Raw genomic sequence first — 19,534 nt, forward strand, 5'->3', positions numbered from 1 at the left:
CGCGTCCGCTCATGCCCGCCGCTACCTGGGGACCCTCGTCGCCCTCGCCGTCCTGCTCGTCGCCTGCGCCGTGGGCTTCACGCCCCTGGGCGAGCGCATCACGCAGGGCCTCGACATCCGCGGGGGCGTGTCCGTGATCATGGCGGCCTCGAAGCCCGACGGCTCCGCCCCCACCGCCGACGAGATGGCCACCGCCACGAGCATCGTCCAGAGCCGCGTCAACTCCCTCGGCGCCTCCGAGACCTCCGTCCAGCAGCAGGGCACCAACTCCATCCTGATCCAGATCCCGGGCGCCACCGACGCCCAGGCGACCATCCAGACCATCGGGCAGACGGGCAAGCTCGAGTTCGTCCGCATGGACGAGATAGGCGACGCCGACGCCCTGGCCAAGCTCAACGCGGGCTCGGAGGGCGTGCGGCTCGAAGAGGGGAGCTACACTGCCTTCCTCGACGGCTCGCACATCTCGAGCACCGCCGTGGCGCAGAGCTCCTCCTCGGCGACCGGCGACTACGTGGTCAACCTGAGCCTCGACCCCGAGGGCTCGGCCGCCTTCGCCGACGTCACCCGCGAGCTCGCGCCGCACAAGGGCCGCATCGCCATCGTGCTCGACGGCGTCGTGAACTCCGCCCCCGCCGTCCAGTCCGAGATCACGGGCGGCCAGGTCTCGATCTCGGGCAACTTCACCCTCGAGCAGGCGAAGTCGCTCAAGACCGTGCTCGACTCCGGCTCGCTGCCCGTCACGCTGACCTACTCCGAGAGCCGCGTGGTGGGCCCCACCCTGGGCCAGGACTCCCTCTCGAAGGGCGTCGTGGCCATCGCCGTGGGCGTGGCCGCGGTGGTCGTCTACCTCTTCCTCTTCTACCGCGGCCTGGGCATCCTCACCATGGGCTCGCTCGCCGTCTTCGCCCTGCTCTACCTGGGGCTCCTCGCACTGCTCTCGCACTTCGGCGCCTTCGCGCTCACGCTTCCCGGCCTTGCCGGCATGGTGCTCACCACGGGCTCGGCCGCGGACTCCTCGATACTGGTGCTCGAGCGCTTCAGGGAGGAGGTCCGCATGGGCCGCAGCATCAAGAACGCCGCCGTCTCGGGCGCGCGGCACGGCATCCTGACCTCGCTCGACGCCGACGCCGTCACCCTGGTCACGGCCCTCGCCCTCTTCCTCGTGGCCGTGGGCCCCGTCAAGGGCTTCGGCCTCACCCTGGCCTTGGGCATCGCCTGCGACGTCGTGACCATGCTCTGCTTCAAGGCGCCGGCGCTCAGGCTCCTCGCCCTCGGCCCCATCCAGCGCCATCCCGGCTTCTGGGGCATAGCCCAGGACCTCGAGGAGGCAGCCTCCGGCCAGGGGGACGCGGAGCGCCAGAGGGGGGGTGTGGCCCGTGCGTAGCCACTTCGAGCGCGAGATTCCCTTCATCCAGCACCGCCGCCAGCTCCTGGGCCTCTCCTGCGCCCTGGTCGTCCTCGCCGTGCTGGGCATCGCCCTGCGCGGCCTCGTCTTCGGCATCGAGTTCCGCGGGGGCACCGAGGTCGACTTCACCGGCACCGGCGAGCTCACGATCGAGCAGATGAGAGGCGCCCTCACCGCCGCAGGCGAGGTCGACCCCACCGTCCAGACCGCCGTGAGCGACGGCAGCGTCGGCTTCCTCGTGCGCTCGGACACCGTGGACCCAAGCGTCGCCAACCAGCATGCCGCCGAGGCGGCCAAGGCCCTGGGGCTCACCGACCAGAACTACACCGTCACCACCATCGGGCCCGACTGGGGCGCCGACGTGACGCGCACCTCCGCCCTGGCCTTCGGCCTGGCGATCCTGGCCATCATCGCCTTCGTGTCGATCCGCTACGAGTTCAAGATGTCCATCACGGCCGTCGTCGCGCTGGTCCACGACCTGCTCATCATCGTGGGCGTCTACGCCTGGACCCAGATTGCGATCACACCCAACGTCGTCGCGGCGCTCCTCACGATCATGGGCTACTCGCTCTATGACACGGTGGTCGAGTTCAACCGCATGAACGAGAACGCCAAGGGCCCGCGCGACCCACGCCACCGCACCTACTACCAGATCTGCAACTTCTCGATCAACGAGGTCATTGTCCGCACCATCAACACCACGATCACCTCGCTCGTGCCTGTCGTGGCCATGCTCGCCCTGGGCGGCGCGACCCTCAAGGACTTCGCCTTCGCCATGCTGGTGGGCGAGCTTTTGGGGACCTACTCCAGCTTCGCCGTCGCCTCGCCGCTCCTGGCCATCTGGAAGACGCGCGAGCCCAAGTGGAGGAAGCTCGAGGAGAGGTACGGAGAGGCCGCTGCCCAGGCGGCCCCGAAGGAAGCCGAGTAGCGTGGCCGGGCTCATGGGCAGCCGGCGCTGGGAGCTCTGCGCCCCGAACCCCGCCCTCGAGCGCGAGCTCTCGTCGCAGCTGGGGCTTGTGCCCCTGGTGGCGCGCGTCATGGCCGCGCGCGGCGTCGCCTCCGTCGACGAGGCGCGGGCGTTCCTCACTCCCTCCCTCGTGCGCGACTGGTGCGACCCCCTGCTCGTCCCCGGCATGGCCGACGCCGCGGGTCGCATCGAGAGGGCCGTCCGCACGGGCCAGACCGTCGCGATATTCGGCGACTTCGACGTGGACGGCATGTCCGCCACGGCCCTCCTCACCCTGGGCCTGCGCGAGCTTGGGGCGGAGGTGCACCCCTACATACCCCATCGCTTCGGCGAGGGCTACGGGCTCAGCCGCGAGGCCCTGGGCCGCGTGATCGAGGGCTGCGACCCCGACCTCGTGGTCACGGTGGACAACGGCATCGCCGCCCGCGAGGAGGTCGCCTGGCTCGTGGGACAGGGCGTCGACGTCGTGGTGACGGACCACCACGAGCCCGCCGAGCTTGTGCCCGAGGGCGTGCCCGTGACCGACCCCAAGCTCGCCGACGACTGCCCGAGCCGCGAGCTTGCGGGGGCCGGCGTCGCGCTCAAGCTCCTCCAGGAGCTGGGCCGGCGGCTGGGCGCCCCCGACCTCTGGCGTTCCTACACCGAGGTCGCGACCCTGGGCACGGTGTCAGACATGATGCTCCTCTCGGGAGAGAACCGCGCCCTCGTGGCCGACGGGATCTCCCGCATGCGCGAGGCGGCCCGCCCGGGCATCGTCGCCCTGGCGGCCACCGCCCGCGTGGACGTGACGACGATCACCTCCGACCAGCTGCCCTTCTCTCTTGTGCCCCGCCTCAACGCGGCGGGACGCATGGGCACCACCGACGTGGCCTTCGAGCTCCTGCTCACCGACGACCTGGAGCGCGCCCAGCAGCTCGCCGCCCGCCTCGAGCAGGTCAACTCCGAGCGGCGCGAGATAGAGGCGCAGCTCACTGAGGAGGCCATGGCCAAGGTCGACTCCTCCTTCGACGGGGGCCGCGTGGTCGTGGTCTCGGGCGAGGGCTGGCACGAGGGCGTGAAGGGCATCGTGGCGAGCCGCATGACCAACCGCTACCACGTCCCCGCCATCGTCTTCTCCATCTCGGACGGCATCGCGCGCGGCTCTGGCCGCTCGGTGGGCTCCGTGGACCTCTTCCGCGCCGTGGAGCAGTGCTCCGACCTCCTCGTCCGCTTCGGCGGGCATGCCGGTGCCGTGGGCGTCACCTGCGACGTCGCCAACCTGGACGCCTTCAGGGTGCGCCTGGGGGAGGTCATGGCGGAGCTCCCCGACTCCCAGTTCGAGGACAGGGGGGAGGTCTGCGCCCTGGTGGACCTGGCCGAGATGACCGTTCCCAACATCGAGGCGCTCGAGACGCTGCAGCCCTTCGGCCAGGGCAACAAGAAGCCGCTCCTGGGCGTGCGCGGCGTGAGCATGCGCAACCGCGCCCGCGTGGGCTCCGACGGCAGCCACCTGCGCTTCGTGGCCACCGACGGCATGTCCTCGGTTCCCGCGATCATGTTCCGCGCGCCCGACATCGAGCGCGCGAACGACTGCGACGCCGCGGTCGACCTGGTCTTCGAGCCCGTGGCAGAGACCTGGCAGGGCCGCACGAAGCCCAAGCTCATGGTGAAGGACATCCTCTATCGCGACGAGCCCGAGCCTGCCCGTGAGGGGGAGGCCGGCGTGGCCGAGGAGCTCTTCTCGCATGCGTCCGAGGTACTCTCGCGCGACGAGTTCGCGGGCATCGCCGAGGCGCAGGGCTTCGTGACCAAGCTCATGGGCGTGAGCTTTGCCGGGCGCCAGGAGCTTGTGCGCGGCCTNGTGACCGCCACGGCCCAGGCGGGGGTCGCGCGCGAGCTCTGCCGGCTCCTCTCCATCGACGAGCGCGACGTCGTGGTGGATGCGAGCGTCCGCGACAACCTGCGTGTGCGCGACTGCCGCGAGCTCCGCGACCGTGACAGCGCCCTGGTCTCGGTCGTCGCGACGGGCATGAAGACCGTGGTCTACGTCAACTCGCGCGAGCAGTCCGTCTCGCTCGCGCGGATGCTGCGCAAGGCCGTCCCCGAGCTCGCGCGGCGCATCGCCTTCTACAACGCCGGCCTCACCCGCGCCGACCGCGGCAGGGTCGAGGACGCCTTCCGTGCGGGCGAGCTCAAGTGCATCGTGTCCACGAGCGCCTTCGGCGAGGGCGTCAACCTGCCCGACATCCGCAACGTGATGCTCTACCACATGCCCTTCGGCTCCATCGAGTTCAACCAGATGAGCGGCCGGGCGGGCAGGGACGGCCAGGACGCCTGCGTCTGGCTGCTCTTCGGCGGCAGGGACGCGCGCATCAACGAGAGGATCCTCGCCGCCTCGGCCCCGGAGCGCTCGGAGCTCGTGACGCTCTACCGGGTGCTCCGCGAGCTCGCGGACGGGCAGGCGGCGGCCACGGGCCTGAGGCTCACCAACGCCGACCTCGCCCAGGAGGCGCTCCTGCGCCATCCCGCCTCGCAGTTGGACGAGCGCGCCGTGTCGTGCGGCATCTCGGTCTTCCGAGAGCTGGGCTTCCTCTCCACGGACGGCTACGGCTCCGCCCGCCGAATTACCATGGCCCAGAGCCCCTCGCACGTCCAGCTCGACCGCTCCATTCGCTATCTTGAGGGGCTACGCCTTCGCGACGAGTTCCAGGCGTTTCGCGACTGGGCGCTCTCGAGCAGCCCGCAGGAGCTTCTCGATCGCATCAACAGGCCCATCACGCCCGGCTTCGGTGACGTGGTGGACGGCTAGGAGGTCCTGATGGCCAACGCAGACTCGGCTCCCGCCCGACGAAGGGAGACCCCGCAGGCCGACAACTGGCGGGTCCTGTGCAACACCTGCTCCGACTACCTCGACGGCGGCGAGCTCGCCCGCGTCAAGGAGGCCTATTCCTTCGCGGCCGAGTTTCACGCCGACCAGCGCAGGCGCTCGGGCGAGCCCTACATCAACCATCCCGTCGAGGTGGCGCTGATCCTGGCCAAGGACCTCAGGATGGACGGCGACTCCATCTGCGCCGCCCTCTTGCACGACACGGTCGAGGACACCCCCGCGACCCTGGCGGACATCTCGGTGCGCTTCGGCGAGACCGTGGCAGAGCTCGTCGACGGCGTCACCAAGCTCACCTCGATCCAGGTCGCCTCCATGGACGAGAAGCAGGCCCTCAACCTGCGCAAGATGTTCCTCGCCATGTCCAAGGACATCCGCGTGGTCATCATCAAGCTGGCCGACCGCCTGCACAACATGCGCACCCTGGCGGCCCTCAAGCCCGACCGCCGCGCCTTCAAGGCCCGCGAGACCATGGACGTCTACGCGCCCCTCGCGGACCGCCTGGGCATCTCGTCGGTGAAGTGGGAGCTCGAGGACCTGGCCTTCTTCTACCTCGAGCCCACCGAGTACGAGCGCGTGGCGCGCATGGTGCAGGACTCCCGCGCCCAGCGCGAGCAGGACACCGCCGAGGCCATCCGCATCCTGGACGGCGAGCTCGCGCGGGTGGGGCTCGCGGGCTACCAGATCACCGGCCGTCCCAAGCACCTCTGGTCCATCTACCAGAAGATGACGCGCAAGGGCAAGGAGTTCAGCGACATCTACGACCTCATCGCCCTGCGCGTCCTCACGCCCTCCGTGGGGGACTGCTACAGCGTGCTGGGCGCCGTCCACTCGCTCTGGCACCCGCTGCCCGGTCGCTTCAAGGACTACGTGGCCATGCCCAAGCCCAACGGCTACCGCTCGCTGCACACCACGGTCATCGGCTCTGACGCGCGCCCCATCGAGATACAGATCCGCACCTACGAGATGCACGACCAGGCGGAGTACGGCATCGCCGCCCACTGGCTCTACAAGAAGTCGGGCGGGTCGCGCGGCCAGATGTCCCAGGGCGAGCGCGAGATAGACAACCAGATCAACTGGATTCGCCGCAGCCTGGACTGGGCCGTGGACGACGACATGGGCGACGCCCACGAGTTCCTCAACAACCTGCGCGTCGACCTCTTCGAGGACGAGATATTCGTCTTCACCCCCAAGGGCGAGGTCATGAGCCTGAGGCGCGATTCCACCCCCCTCGACTTCGCCTACACCGTCCACACCGAGGTGGGCAACCACTGCGTGGGGGCCAAGGTCAACGGCTCGGTCGTTCCTCTCACCTACCGCCTCCAGAGCGGCGACAGGGTCGAGATCCTGACCAACAAGAACTCCAAGCCAAGCCGCGACTGGCTGCACCTGGTGGCGACGCCCTCCGCCAAGGCCAAGATCAGGAAGTACTTCACGACCCTCTCCAAGACCGACGACGCGGAGCAGGGGAGAAGCGACCTCGCCCACGAGCTGCGCAAGCGCGGGTACGGCATCTCGACCCAGCGGGTGCAGAGGGCCATCGACAAGGTGGTGCGCCAGCTCGACCTCGTGCGCAGCGACGACCTCTTCGCCGCCGTGGGCACGGGCAAGCTGAGCCCACGCCAGATTGCGAACCGCATCGAGGAGGCGCTGGGCGAGGCCTCCACCAAGACGGTGGAGGCGGAGCGCCAGGCGGCGCGCCGCGACGAGCGTGAGCGCGCGATGGCGGAGGACAGGCCGCTGGTCAACGCCGCGGCGCGCGCCGCCTCGGACAAGAGGCGGCGCAGCAACTGCGGCGTCGTGGCAAAGGGCGACCCGGACCTCCTGGTGCACCTGGCCCACTGCTGCAGCCCCGTCGCCGGCGACGAGATCGTGGGCTTCGTGACCCGTGGGCGCGGCGTGTCGGTGCACCGCGCGAACTGCCCCAACGTGAAGAGCCTCATGTCACATCCCGAGCGCATGATCGAGGTGGAGTGGGACGCCACCGGTGCCACCGAGTTCCAGGTCGAGATCGTGGTCGAGGCGACGGACAGGATGGGCCTGCTCAAGGACGTCACCATCGCCCTGGGGGATGGTGGTGGCAACATCCTGAGTGCCGCCACCCAGACCTCGAGCTCCGGCGCCGCCCGGCTGCGCTTCCTGATCGCCATCTCCGACGTGAGCCGGCTGGGGCCGCTGCTCGCCGCCGTCAACCGCGTGCCCAGCGTGTATGATGCCCGTCGCATCATGCCGGGCGAGGGCGCCAACCAGATGAAGAGGAGGGTCTAGCATGATCCAGGGCAGGGACGAGGACGAGGGCTGCTGCTGCGGCGGTCACGAGCATGACGCCAGCGAGGACTGCGGCTGCGGCAGCCACGAGGGCGGCTGCTGCGGCGACCACGAGGGCCATGGCGATGGCTGCGGTGGCCATGGGCATGAGGGGGGCCACTCCCACGAGGGCGGCTGCTGCGGGCACCATGGAGGCGGCTGCTGCGGGGGAGGCTGCGGCCACAACGCCAGCGACGACCAGATCCGCATGTTCATCGTGGGGCCCATCGAGACCGACTGCTACGCCTACGTCTCGGAGGGGGAGTGCCTGGTGGTCGACCCGGGCAACTCCGGCGCTGCCATCGCTCGTCACCTCGAGGACGTCCGCGTGACGACCATCGTGGCCACGCACGGGCATGGGGACCACGTGGGCGGCGTAAAGGCGCTGAGGGACGCCACGGGCGCCCGCTTCCTCATGCACGAGGCGGACGTCGAGCTTGCAGGTCGCGCGGGCGAGGCGAGCGAGCTGGGCCGCTCCTACGACGACGATGCCCCCGAGCCCGACCAGACCATCGCCGACGGCGACGTGATCGAGCTGGGCACGGCGAGCTTCCGCGTCATCGGGGCCCCCGGCCACACGCCGGGCGGCATCGTGCTCCTGGGCCAGGGGACGGCCGATGGCGTCGCCTTCGTGGGCGACACCCTCTTCAAGGGCTCCTGCGGACGCACCGACCTCGCCGGCGGCGACCACGACGCCCTCATGGCCACTCTCGCGCGCCTGCGGGAGGAGATACCCGCCCGCACCACGCTCTTCTGCGGCCATGGCGACTCCACCACCATGATGGAGGAGCTGGAGGGCAACCCCTGGCTGCAGCCGGACGCGGTCTCGGACGGCATGCACTAGACGCGGCGCGGGAGCGGCTGGGGCGCGATCGAGGCGTGGCGCGCAGCTCGAGGTGCGATTGGGACGCAGCGCGCGGCCTGGGGGCGATTGGGCGTGGCGCGCGGTTCGAGACGAACATTCCAGGCGTGAAATGCGCGCCTCTCCGCAAAACCGCAGGTCAGCGGAGAGGGGTGTACATTTGAAAAATAGAATGCGCACTCAGCGCCGCACCTTCGGCCACGGTCATGTCTCTGGCGTGGGCGATGGCCGATTCGTAGCCGCCGCTCTCTGATATAGTGGTCCTGCGACTTTGCCCGAGTGGCGGAATTGGCAGACGCGGCGGACTCAAAATCCGCTTCTGGCAACAGAGTGTGGGTTCGAGTCCCACCTCGGGCACCATGCGAATGCGCAGGCGGCCGTCCCTCGGGGCGGCCCCTTTCGTTACGCGTTCGTGTCGCCGTGCCGTCGCGCGTGGCGCGGTGGCCCTCTCCTCTGGTACATTCGCCCAACAAAAATTCGCGACGAGAGCGAGGGGCACCCATGGCCGAGGCAGAGGCGGAGAAGACCCAGGGACGTTTCAGGATACCGCGCCTTCCCGGGGACATCATGATCTATCCCATGCTCCTGGGGCTGCTCCTGCACTCCTTCGTCCCGGGCCTGCTCGAGATCGGCGGCTTCACCACGGCCGTGGTGCACGGCGGCAACGCCCTCGTCTTCGTGATCCTCTTCGGCATCGGCGTGGGCATCAACTTCAGGTCCACCCCAAAGGCCGTGAAGACCGGCATCATGATCATCATCCCCAAGCTCGTGCTCTCCATCGCGCTTGGGCTCTGCGTCGCCTTCTTCATGGGCGACGACCTGCTGGGGCTGAGCTCGCTGGCCATCATCGGCGGCGTGAGCTTCTGCAACATCGCGCTCTACACCGGCATCATGGCCGAGTACGGCGACGAGGCGGAGCGCGGCGCGGCGGGCATCCTCTGCTTCACCGCCGGCCCCACCATCACCATGATCGCCCTGGGCGCCGCCGGCATCGCGGACATCTCGGTGGGACAGCTCGTGGGTTCGCTGCTGCCCATCGTCCTGGGCATCGTCCTGGGCAACCTCTTCCCCTTCGTGAAGCAGCTCATGGCGCCGGGCGTCAACCCCTGCATCGCCGTCCTGGGATTCGCCCTGGGCTGCGGCATGAGCCTCGAGAGCCTGGTCGCAGGCGGCATCTCGGGCATCGTGCTGGCTGTGATCTGCCTTGCCATCGGCTTTGCGACGGCTGGCTTCGACCGCCTCACGGGAGGCACGGGCAAGGCTGGCATGGCCTGCTCCACCATCGCGGGCACGGCCATGACCACCCCTCCCGCGGTCGCGGCCTCCGATGCCTCCTACGCGGCGCTGGTGCCCGTGGCCACCGCCCAGATCGCGGCCGCGGTCATCATCACCGCCCTCGTGGCGCCCCTGCTCACCGGTTGGCTGGACGAGCGCATCGCCGCGCGCGAGGGGCGCTAGGGGGCGTCCCGGGCCCGTTCGTCCGCTTGTGCAAAAGGCATGTGCGGGCGAACGGGCTTGCCAACTCGTCGCCGAGCGGCTAACATCGACAAAGTGCTTATCGCAAAGAGGGACGCACGTGGTCCCCACCTGCACGGCGCCAAGGGCAGCCGTCCGGTCAGACAAATAGCCGGCCCATTGCGAGTGGGTCCTCTGTCTCCTGGATGCTGCCATAGTTCTGGGAGTTTTTTCATGCGGCGCGAGCCGCACGAGCGAAGGAAGGTGTAAGAGATAGCGAAGAACGAGGGTCCTCGGATCAACGGCGAGATCACGGCGCGCACCTGCCGCCTGATCGGCGTTGACGGTTCACAGCTCGGCCTGTTCGGAGTCCGCGACGCGCAGCGCATCGCCGACGAGCAGAATCTCGACCTGGTGGAGATTGCTCCCAACGCGGAGCCTCCCGTCTGCAAGGTCATGGACTACCGCAAGTTCAAGTACGAGCAGGACCGCAAGGCCAAGGCCGCCCGCAAGAACCAGGCCAAGGTCGAGGTCAAGGAGATGAAGTTCCGCCCCAAGATCGACGTGGGCGACTTCACCACCAAGAAGAACCATGTGATGCGCTTCCTGAAGAAGGGCGCACGCGTCAAGATCACGATCATGTTCCGCGGTCGCGAGATGGCCCACCCCGAGCAGGGGAGGATGGTGCTCGACCGTCTGGCTGACGAGCTCAGGCCCTACGCCACGGTCGAGTCGGCCCCCAAGATGGAGGGCCGCAACATGCACATGCTGGTCGCCCCGATCAAGGGCGCCTTCGATGAGAAGGCAGTCGAGGACGACGCAGAGACGGAGAAGGAGAACTAGCATGCCCAAGATGAAGACGCACAAGGGTTCGGCAAAGCGCTTCCGCCGCACCGGCACCGGCAAGATCATGCGCGCCAAGGCCTTCAAGAGCCACATCCTGACCAAGAAGTCCCAGAAGCGCATCCGCGGATTCCGCAAGGAGGCCGAGCTCACCGCCGGTGACGTCAAGGTCGTCTCCCAGCGCATGGGTTCCAAGAACTAAGCGGGCACGTCGCCCCTTCGATGGCATTCTTTAGGAGTTGATTAGATATGGCACGTGTCAAGCGCGCAGTCGCTGGTCGCAAGAAGCGCCAGACCCTCGTCGAGCGTTCCAAGGGCTACTACGGAGTCCGCTCCCGCACCTTCCGCGGCATGAAGGAGCAGGTCCAGCACTCGGGCCAGTACGCCTATCGTGACCGTCGCAACAAGAAGCGCGACATCCGCGGCCTGTGGATCCAGCGCATCAACGCCGCCGCCCGCATGAACGACCTCTCCTACAGCAAGTTCATGCACGGCCTGAAGCTCGCCGGCGTCGAGCTGGACCGCAAGGTCCTCGCGCAGGTCGCCTACGAGGACGAGGCCGCCTTCGCCGACCTGGCCAACGTGGCCAAGAAGGCCCTCGCCGACGCCGAGTAGCTCGCGTCGCGCATCTCGCAGCCGTCGAGGCCCGCTCCCTTCCAAGGGGGTGGGCCTCTTTGCGCCGTGTGGGTCGAGGCAGTGTCGAGGTGGTTCGAGGCAGTGCCGGCGTGGTTCGAGCCCCACGTGGGTGCGGTGACAATCGAGGCGGCAAGGTCCTCTCGCCTGCCCCCGGCGCGTGGGCGGCGGAGGCTAGCGCAGGCCGTGGTGGCGCTGGGACTCCTGCTCCCTGAAGCGCTCCTCCTCGTCCGGGAACTCCGGGTCCTGCGGGCAGACGAGCTCGTCGTCGCCGGTCTTCGGGTTGGTGTGGTGCAGCAGGACGGGACGGAAGAGGTGGAGCTTGCGCGCGACGGCGCCGGAGGCCAGGAGGAGGGCGAAGAAGATAGCGATGCGCGGCACGACCGAGACCTGGGTCATGACCAGCGTGCCCAGGCAGAGCAGGGCTGTCCAGGCATAGATGATCAGCACGGCCTGGCGCTGGTCGAAGCCCTCGGCGATGAGGCGGTGGTGGATGTGGCCGCGGTCGGCGTGTCCGATGCTCACGTGCGCGCGGCTGCGCCTCACGATGGCCGAGAGCGTGTCGATGATGGGGATGCCCGCGATGACCAGGGGTACGATGATGGTGGTGAGGCCCGCGATGCGCGCGACGGAGAGCAGCGAGACCACGCCCATGGAGAAGCCCAGGAGGAGCGAGCCGGAGTCTCCCAGGAAGACCGAGGCGGGGTGGAAGTTGTAGCGCAGGAAGGCCAGGCAGGCTCCGGCCGTCGCGATCGCGAGGGTGGCGGCGTCGGCCCGCCCCGCCATCACGGCGAGGACGAACATGGTGAAGCCGGCGATGCAGGTGAGGCCCGAGGCCAGCCCGTCCAGGCCGTCGATCAGGTTGAAGATGTTCACGTAGGCGACCAGGTAGGTCACGGTGACGGGGTAGCTGAGCCAGCCCATGCAGAGGGGACCCTCGGTGAAGGGGTTCACGATGACGCCGATGACCAGCCCGCCGCCCACGGCGACGGAGGCGGCGACGACCTGGCCCAGCAGCTTGTGGAGGGGCTTGAGCTGGAAGACGTCGTCGATGGCACCCACCAGGAAGATGCAGACGAAGCCCCCCACGAGCGACCAGTACCGGATGTTCTTGAGGTGGGGCGAGGGGGCGAGCACCATGGGCCAGCGCAGGTAGGTCGTGCCCAGGTACTGCACGACGAAGGCGGCGGTGATGCCCAGGAAGACGGCGATGCCGCCCATGCGGGGGATGGGCTCGCGGTTGATGCGGCGTGCGTTGGGGTAGTCGACGGCCCCCAGCTTCCAGGCGACCTTGCGCGCGAGGGGTGTCATGAGGAGCGTCGTGAGCCCGGCGGCGAGGAAGACGCAAAGGTAGGGAAGCCACGGCTGGTGCATGCTCGCCTCCCGTTGCGTCGCCTCTTCTCACACTGACCGGACAATCATAGCGAAAAGCAGGGCCAAGCGGAAAACGCGCAGGTATCGAGCGGGCGAATCGGCCTGGCGGGGGAGAGGGACGACGCGTCCTCGCCGCGGGGGCGGGCGCAGACGCCAGCTCCTCTCACTTTTGGCCATAACCCGCGCCATGTCAAGACTGGTAATCGCGGGGGGCTCATCTATATTTGAGCTGTCGTCCCCCTGCGGTCACAACTGGGTGAACCGACACGCGTCTTGAGGGAGCCCGCATATCGTCCCCATTACAGGAATCCTCCGTTGTTGAGGAAGCTGGAACAGGCGACGAGGGCACCCACCTTAGAAAGGTGGGTTCATTTCGCAGCCGCAGGGGGCGACATTGCCTTGACTCGGGCTTGACAGGGGGCCGGGGAATGGCGATACTCTCCCTTGCACGTTTTTTGGGGATGTAGCTCAGCTGGGAGAGCGCTGCCTTCGCAAGGCAGAGGCCGAGGGTTNTCACCGACTTCAAGTACGCCTCGTCCGAGCTCGCGCGCTCGCTCTCGGGCGCGCCGGACTACCCCGAGGTCGCCCTGTCGGCGCTCGAGGCGATGCTTCGCTCCCTCCGTGCGCACGGCGGGCGGGCGGAGGACCCCGACGGTCGCATGCTCCGTGGCATCGTGGTGCGCCACCTGGTCATGCCCGGGCACGTCGACGACTCGCTCGCCGTGCTCGACCGCGTGTGGCAGGCCTGCGGAAACGAGGTCGACCTCAGCGTGATGAACCAGTACACGCCCAACGAGCGCTGCCGCAGCATGGGGGGCGACCTAGCCCGCCCGCTTGGCGACGACGAGTACGAGGCGGTCCTCGACCATGCCGACGAGCTGGGCTTCGAGCGCCTNATGCTGGGCGAGGGAGAGGCGCGCGGGGCATGCGTCGCGCCATCCAGCCATGCCGACGGGATGGCGATGGGACGCATGGTCGGCTCGGGGGAGCTCGTCCGCCTGGCGCGCGGGCACTTTGCCCGCCGGGGCTACTGGGAGGCGCTCGACGTGCCTTCTCGCCACCTGCATCTCGCAAGGTCACTGTCGAGGGCACATCCGGACTGGACGTTCTGCGGTCCCACGGCCGCCGTGGCGCATGGCCTTCCCGTCTCGTTCGGGCAGCTGGCCCGCATACACGTCGCGCATGGGCCGGGCGGACGGCACGGCACGAGGCTCGTGGCGTTTCACCAGCTTGCCCGCGAGGACGGGTTGGAACGAGNTTCTGGGAGTCCGGCCTCATGGACGCGGAGGGCTGCTTCAACGTCTTCTTCCGCGAGAACCCCTTCGACGGCGGCTTCGCTGTGGCCTGCGGCATGGGGCAGATCGTGGACCTCGTGCGCAACTTCCGCTTCGACGAGGACGCGGTCTCGTACCTCGCCGGCGTCCAGGCGCCCGGCGGCGGCCCCATGTTCAAGCGGGGCTTCCTCGACTACCTGCGCGACTTCCGCATGCGCGTCTCGGTTTGGGCCGTCCCCGAGGGCGACCTGGTCTTCCCCCGCGAGCCCATGGTCCGCGTCCAGGGCCCCATCATCGACTGCCAGCTGCTCGAGACCGCCCTTCTCAACCTGGTCAACTTCCAGACCCTCGTGGCCACCAAGGCCGCGCGCGTGGTGCACGCGGCGGAGGCCCATCTGGTCTCTGACTTCGGCCTGCGCCGCGCGCAGGGTCCCGACGGCGGGCTGGCCGTGGCTCGCGCCTCCTACATCGGCGGCGCCGGCTCGACCTCCAACGTGCTGGCGGGCAAGGTCTACGGCATCCCCGTCTTCGGCACGCACGCCCACTCCTGGGTCATGGCCTTCCCCAACGAGCTCGACGCCTTCCGTGCCTTCGCCAAGTCGAGCCCCAAGAACTGCGTGCTCCTCCTCGACACCTATGACGTCCACCAGGGCATAAGAAACGCCATCGTCGTCGCGAAGGAGATGGAGGCGGCGGGCGAGAGGCTCGCGGCCGTGCGCATCGACTCCGGCGACCTGGCCAAGCTCAGCAAGGAGGCCCGCGGAGCTTTCGACGCCGAGGGGCTGGACTACGTGAGGATCTCGGTCTCCAACGACCTTGACGAGTACACCATCCAGTCGCTCTTCGCCCAGGGAGCCCCCATCGACTCCTTCGGCGTGGGCACCAAGCTCGCCACCTGCGACCCGCAGCCCTCGCTCGGCGGCGTCTACAAGCTGTCCGCCACGCGCCCGACCGCGGGCGACCCCTGGGAGCCGGTCATCAAGCTGTCCGAGATGGCCTACAAGCGCACCATCCCCGGCGTGCAGTCCGTCCGCCGCTTCTTCGACGCCTCGGGCTGCCCCGTGGGCGACATGATCTGCGACGAGTCCGCGCAGGGCGACCCCGGGACGCAGATGGTGGACGTCCTGGACGACCTCGCCTCCTACGACCTCTCGGGCCTCGAGTCGCGCGAGCTCCTGGTGCAGCTCGTGGACGGCGGCGAGCCCCTGCCCGCCAGCGAGGGCATCGAGGAGGCCAAGGCCCGCTGTCGCGAGGCGCTCATGCGCCTGGACCCCGCGGTGAGGCGCTTCCTCAACCCCCAGGGGTACCCGGTGGGCCTGGAGCTCGGCCTGGCGAGGCTCCGCCGCGAGCTGGCCACCCGCGAGCTCATGGGCTCGGGGCGCAAGTAGGCCGCGCGCCGCGGTGCCTGCGGGGGACGCCCGCGTCCCCTCTCGCCCTCCTCTTCCGGGGCCAAAGGCTGAACCTCAGGCTCGTTCGACGTCGGGGCCAAAGGGCACGTCGTTGACGCTATTTTGTGGAGCGGGGACCTGCGGGGCCCCGCTCTGCTAGACTCACCAGATAACTGTGTCCGCATATCAGTCGTGGTACAAGGCCGAAGAAGGAGTAGCGCATGCCCGAGTCTATCGAGGAGCTTGTCAAGCAAGCGATCGCAGCCGCCCAGGCGGCTGGCAACCTGCCGGAGTTCGAGGTGGAGGATTGCGGCATGGAGCGACCTGCTGACTCCTCGAACGGCGACTGGACGTCCACCGTCGCCATGCGCTCCGCGCGCCTCGCCCACATGGCCCCCGCGAAGATCGCCCAGGCTATCGTGGACGCCATGCCCCAGGACCCCGCCATCGCCAAGGTCGAGGTCGCAGGCCCTGGCTTCATCAACTTCTACCTCAACGCCGCCACCAACAACGAGGTCTTCGACAGCGTCCGCAAGGCCGGCGGCGACTGGGGCAAGTGCAACGTGGGTGACGGCCTCAAGATGAACTACGAGTTCATCTCGGCCAACCCCACCGGTCCCCTGCACGTGGGCCACGGCCGCTGGGCGGCCCTCGGCGACTCCATGTGCAACGTCTTCGAGCACGCCAACTTCCAGGTCGACCGCGAGTACTACATCAACGACCACGGCTCCCAGATGGACGTCTTCGGCGGCTCGGTCGTCATGCGCTACCTCCAGCTCTGCCAGGTCATGCGCGAGCAGGGCGTGGGCAGCCAGGAGGCCATGGAGGCGCTCCTCGCCGACCGCGAGCGCTACGTCGAGGACGAGGGCGACGAGCATCCCGAGCAGCACCCCTTCATGGACGGCTTCAACGAGGCCCTGGGCGGCAACTCCTACGGCGGCGACTACATCATCGAGATCGCCCGCGAGTTCTTCGACGCCGACGGCGACAAGTGGGTCGACGCCGACGAGCAGGAGCGCGCCGACGAGTTCCGCGAGCGCGCCTACCAGGCCATGCTCGGCAGGATCAAGAGCACCTGCGACGAGGTTCGCTGCCCCTTCGACGTCTGGTTCTCCGAGCGCTCCCTCTATGCCAAGGACGAGAGCGGTACCTCCCAGGTCGACCGCGCCTTCGCCAAGCTCGAGGCCATGGGTCACCTCTACAAGACCGACGACGGGGCCCTGTGGTTCCGCTCGACCACCTTTGGCGACGACAAGGACCGCGTCCTGATCAAGAGCAACGGCGAGTACACCTACTTCGCCTCGGACGTCGCCTACCACTGGAACAAGTTCCAGCGCGACGACTACTCCATCGACCTCTGGGGCGCCGACCACCACGGCTACATCGCCCGCGTCACCAACGTCTGCGACGCCCTGGGCTATCCCGGCCAGTTCGAGGTCGACCTGGGCCAGTTCGTCAACCTGCTGCGCGACGGCGAACCCGTCCGCATGTCCAAGCGCCGCGGCACCATGGTCACCTTCCAGGAGCTCATCGACGAGGTCGGCGTCGACGCCACCCGCTACACCCTGGTCTCCAAGTCCTCCAACCAGACCATCGACTTCGACATCGAGGCCGTGAAGCAGAAGACCAACGCCAACCCCGTCTTCTACGTGCAGTACGCGCACGCCCGCATCTGCTCCATCCTGCGCAAGGCCGCCGGCGTCAGCGAGGACGAGGCCAGGGAGCTGGGCATGGACGAGGTCGCCCGTCGCGCCATCGGCGAGGGCTATGACCTCTCTCTCCTGACCGACCCGACCGAGGCCGCGCTCGCCCGCAAGATCTCCGAGTTCCCGGAGCTCATCGCCAGCTGCGCCCGCGACCGCGCGCCCTTCCGCATCACGCACTTCTGCGAGGAGCTCGCCAGCTGCTACCATGGCTTCTATGCCAACTGCCAGGTGCTTCCCAGCGAGGGGCGTCCGGTGGACGCGGAGCTCTCGCGCGCACGCCTGGTCGCCTGCGACGCCGTCCGCGTGAACCTCGAGGTCGCCCTCGGGCTCATCGGCGTGTCTGCTCCCGACGTGATGTAGGGGCCAAAGTCGACCATGATTTCAGGCTCATAAACATTTTATCGTATATGGGCCCCCGTCCCTTGCGTTTGAACTAGACTTGTCAAGGACGTTGGTGCTAGCGGTGCCCCGTCGCGACTCTGTGACGGGGCACCTTTGCAAGGGGGAGGTGCGGGCGCGCTATGGTCCTACGTGAGTACCTGTCGATTCGACGTGCCTACAATCTGGTCCGTCAGGACGTTGAGTCAGCCCGGAGGCTCTCCTTCGCGGAGTTCGCCATCCTCTGCAGGCTCTCTGTCGAGGGACAGAGCCTGAGGACGTCGGACATCGCCGAGTACCAGGGCTCGCTGCGGCCCACCATGACCCACCGCACCAAGCACCTTGCCGCGCTGGGCTTCCTCGCGCGCGAGAAGGGCGGGGTCGACCGCCGCAACGTGATCTGCTCCATCACAGACGAGGGCCGCCAGTACGTGGAGGACCTCTGCGCCGCCTGCCGTGAGGCCATCCCCAACGGGCAGTCGCTCTCGCGCACGTCGGCCGCCCGCGTCTGCCGCTACGTTGACACGATGGGGTCGCTCACCTGCATGGCGGGCGATCTCACGCTGCTGGGCCTCTATTCCGCCAAGGGCGAGCCCGTGAGCATCTCCCGCCTGGTGGAGATACTCGGACTGCTGCAGCCCACCGTGTCGATGTCCGTGGCCGCCCTGGTCGAGGAAGGTCTTGTCAGGCGCGAGGAGGACGAGGAGGGCGAGACCGGGCGCACCTCTCCCGTGGTCCTCACCGACGAGGGTTGGGAGCGTGCCGACGCGCTGAACGGCCAGATCGAGCGCCTCGTCGTGCATCGTCGCCCGCGCGCTTCCAAGTAGGCCACGGGCGCAGGATTCCCACAGGCATGCGATTTGCGGCGACAGCCGGCGGCGGAGGCGCCCCGGCTGTCTTCTTATGGGAAGAGATGACGCCCAGGCAAGCAAAAACCCCGCATTTCATTGATGTTGCCTGACTTGCGCCGCAGTCATGCTATAGTGCAGCTGTCCGGCGAGCGAACGACGTTCGCCGCAGGTGAACAATCCCACTCAAAACCAAGCACAATGCAATCGCATATACGATGTCTGCACGCAGCCGGCTGCCAAGGGGCGGCCGTCCGTGCCCGTGGGCCGCAGGGCGGCCCCAGACGGAAAGGCAGCCTTGATGGCGGNTCGAGGCGCCACGCCGGCGCGACCCCAGCCGCGCCGCTCGTGCTACGCTGGGACGAACACAGGAACAGCGGCCCCGCAGCGGGGCCGCGTCGCGTGCGAGCAGAGGGGATTCCACCCATGGCCCTGACCGACTGCACCAAGCCCACCGACGTCTCGCTGAACACCGACCTCTACGAGCTGACCATGGCCCAGGGGTTCTGGGAGTCCGGCCTCATGGACGCGGAGGGCTGCTTCAACGTCTTCTTCCGCGAGAACCCCTTCGACGGCGGCTTCGCTGTGGCCTGCGGCATGGGGCAGATCGTGGACCTCGTGCGCAACTTCCGCTTCGACGAGGACGCGGTCTCGTACCTCGCCGGCGTCCAGGCGCCCGGCGGCGGCCCCATGTTCAAGCGGGGCTTCCTCGACTACCTGCGCGACTTCCGCATGCGCGTCTCGGTTTGGGCCGTCCCCGAGGGCGACCTGGTCTTCCCCCGCGAGCCCATGGTCCGCGTCCAGGGCCCCATCANAAGGCACGCCGGCGACTGGTGGCGTCGCGCACGCTCCGACGCACGTCCTACGGCGTCCCGCACGCCGTTGCGCACGTCCTGCGGCATCCCGCACGCCGTTGCGCACAACACATCCAGTAAGCACGCGCGAACGCACGGTCACCTTCACGTTTGCCCAGTTGATGTGCCGCTCCAATGTGCGTTCACGCGTGGAAGACTCCTGTGATGTGCGCGATTGCGTGTTCGACGAACGGTCCGCCAGAAAGTTCGGCGAACGGTCCGCCAGAAATTGAGCTGACATTTTTGGATGTCAGCCACGACTTTGGCCTCCGCTCCGATATGGTCGGGCCCAGGTAGGACGGCGAGGACGGGAGGGGACTTGGACGCAGGTGGCTCAAGGCGGGAGCACATCGGCTGCATGCTGGGCGAGGGAGAGG

General features: G+C 68.4%; 12 protein-coding genes, 1 tRNA gene and 2 pseudogenes. 14 read left to right on the forward strand and 1 reads right to left on the reverse strand.

Annotation, left to right across the window (positions count from 1 at the left end):
* The 10 genes from secD to rplT all read left to right on the forward strand — a co-directional run.
* The coding region (gene secD / locus BQ7388_RS01960; RefSeq protein WP_072499662.1) for a protein translocase subunit SecD at window positions 1-1,384 on the forward strand (1,384 nt) is incomplete at its 5' end.
* Complete coding sequence (gene secF / locus BQ7388_RS01965; RefSeq protein ID WP_072500420.1) at window positions 1,377-2,333, forward strand: protein translocase subunit SecF; 957 nt, start codon at window positions 1,377-1,379, stop codon at window positions 2,331-2,333. The genes secD and secF, both read left to right, overlap by 8 nt.
* A 13-nt stretch (window positions 2,334-2,346) precedes the next feature.
* Window positions 2,347-5,160 carry a single-stranded-DNA-specific exonuclease RecJ gene (gene recJ, locus BQ7388_RS01970; RefSeq protein ID WP_072500421.1) on the forward strand — a complete coding sequence of 938 codons (2,814 nt, stop codon included), beginning with the start codon at window positions 2,347-2,349 and terminating at the stop codon, window positions 5,158-5,160.
* Between the two features lie 9 nt (window positions 5,161-5,169).
* Window positions 5,170-7,503, forward strand: coding sequence for a RelA/SpoT family protein (locus BQ7388_RS01975; RefSeq protein WP_072499663.1), 2,334 nt, complete (start codon window positions 5,170-5,172; stop codon window positions 7,501-7,503).
* A 1-nt stretch (window position 7,504) separates the two neighbouring features.
* The gene (locus tag BQ7388_RS01980; protein ID WP_062530014.1) at window positions 7,505-8,386 is read left to right on the forward strand and encodes an MBL fold metallo-hydrolase; all 882 of its coding nucleotides are present in this window, start codon (window positions 7,505-7,507) and stop codon (window positions 8,384-8,386) included.
* Between the two features lie 291 nt (window positions 8,387-8,677).
* Window positions 8,678-8,764: transfer RNA gene (locus BQ7388_RS01985), tRNA-Leu, on the forward strand.
* Window positions 8,765-8,905: 141 nt separating this feature from the next.
* A complete protein-coding gene (locus BQ7388_RS01990) occupies window positions 8,906-9,862 on the forward strand; it encodes a 2-keto-3-deoxygluconate permease (protein WP_009279508.1) in 957 nt (318 codons plus the stop codon).
* Window positions 9,863-10,132: 270 nt separating this feature from the next.
* Window positions 10,133-10,702, forward strand: coding sequence for a translation initiation factor IF-3 (gene infC, locus BQ7388_RS01995; protein WP_072499664.1), 570 nt, complete (start codon window positions 10,133-10,135; stop codon window positions 10,700-10,702).
* A gap of 1 nt (window position 10,703) precedes the next feature.
* Window positions 10,704-10,904, forward strand: coding sequence for a 50S ribosomal protein L35 (rpmI, locus tag BQ7388_RS02000; protein ID WP_009279506.1), 201 nt, complete (start codon window positions 10,704-10,706; stop codon window positions 10,902-10,904).
* 47 nt (window positions 10,905-10,951) lie between these two features.
* Entirely contained in the window at window positions 10,952-11,317 is a 366-nt protein-coding gene (gene rplT, locus BQ7388_RS02005; protein ID WP_062530016.1) for a 50S ribosomal protein L20, read from the forward strand.
* A gap of 192 nt (window positions 11,318-11,509) precedes the next feature.
* On the opposite strand, the gene BQ7388_RS02010 is transcribed toward rplT, so the two are convergent.
* Complete coding sequence (locus BQ7388_RS02010; RefSeq protein WP_072499665.1) at window positions 11,510-12,709, reverse strand: glycosyltransferase family 4 protein; 1,200 nt, start codon at window positions 12,707-12,709, stop codon at window positions 11,510-11,512.
* Between the two features lie 1,258 nt (window positions 12,710-13,967).
* Here BQ7388_RS02010 and BQ7388_RS02020 point away from each other — a divergent pair.
* From BQ7388_RS02020 to BQ7388_RS02035, 4 genes and pseudogenes are all read left to right on the forward strand, one after another.
* Window positions 13,968-15,371 (forward strand): annotated as a pseudogene (locus tag BQ7388_RS02020) (nicotinate phosphoribosyltransferase); the annotation flags it as partial.
* Between the two features lie 221 nt (window positions 15,372-15,592).
* On the forward strand, window positions 15,593-17,437 hold the full coding sequence (argS, locus tag BQ7388_RS02025; RefSeq protein ID WP_009279499.1) for an arginine--tRNA ligase: 1,845 nt from the start codon (window positions 15,593-15,595) through the stop codon (window positions 17,435-17,437).
* 161 nt (window positions 17,438-17,598) lie between these two features.
* Complete coding sequence (locus tag BQ7388_RS02030) at window positions 17,599-18,282, forward strand: MarR family transcriptional regulator (RefSeq protein WP_009279498.1); 684 nt, start codon at window positions 17,599-17,601, stop codon at window positions 18,280-18,282.
* A 447-nt stretch (window positions 18,283-18,729) separates the two neighbouring features.
* A pseudogene (locus tag BQ7388_RS02035) lies at window positions 18,730-19,116 on the forward strand (nicotinate phosphoribosyltransferase); the annotation flags it as partial.
* Between the last annotated feature and the right edge of the window lie 418 nt (window positions 19,117-19,534).

The sequence above is a fragment of the Olsenella phocaeensis genome (assembly GCF_900120385.1).
GTDB classification, from domain to species: Bacteria; Actinomycetota; Coriobacteriia; order Coriobacteriales; family Atopobiaceae; genus Olsenella_I; species Olsenella_I phocaeensis.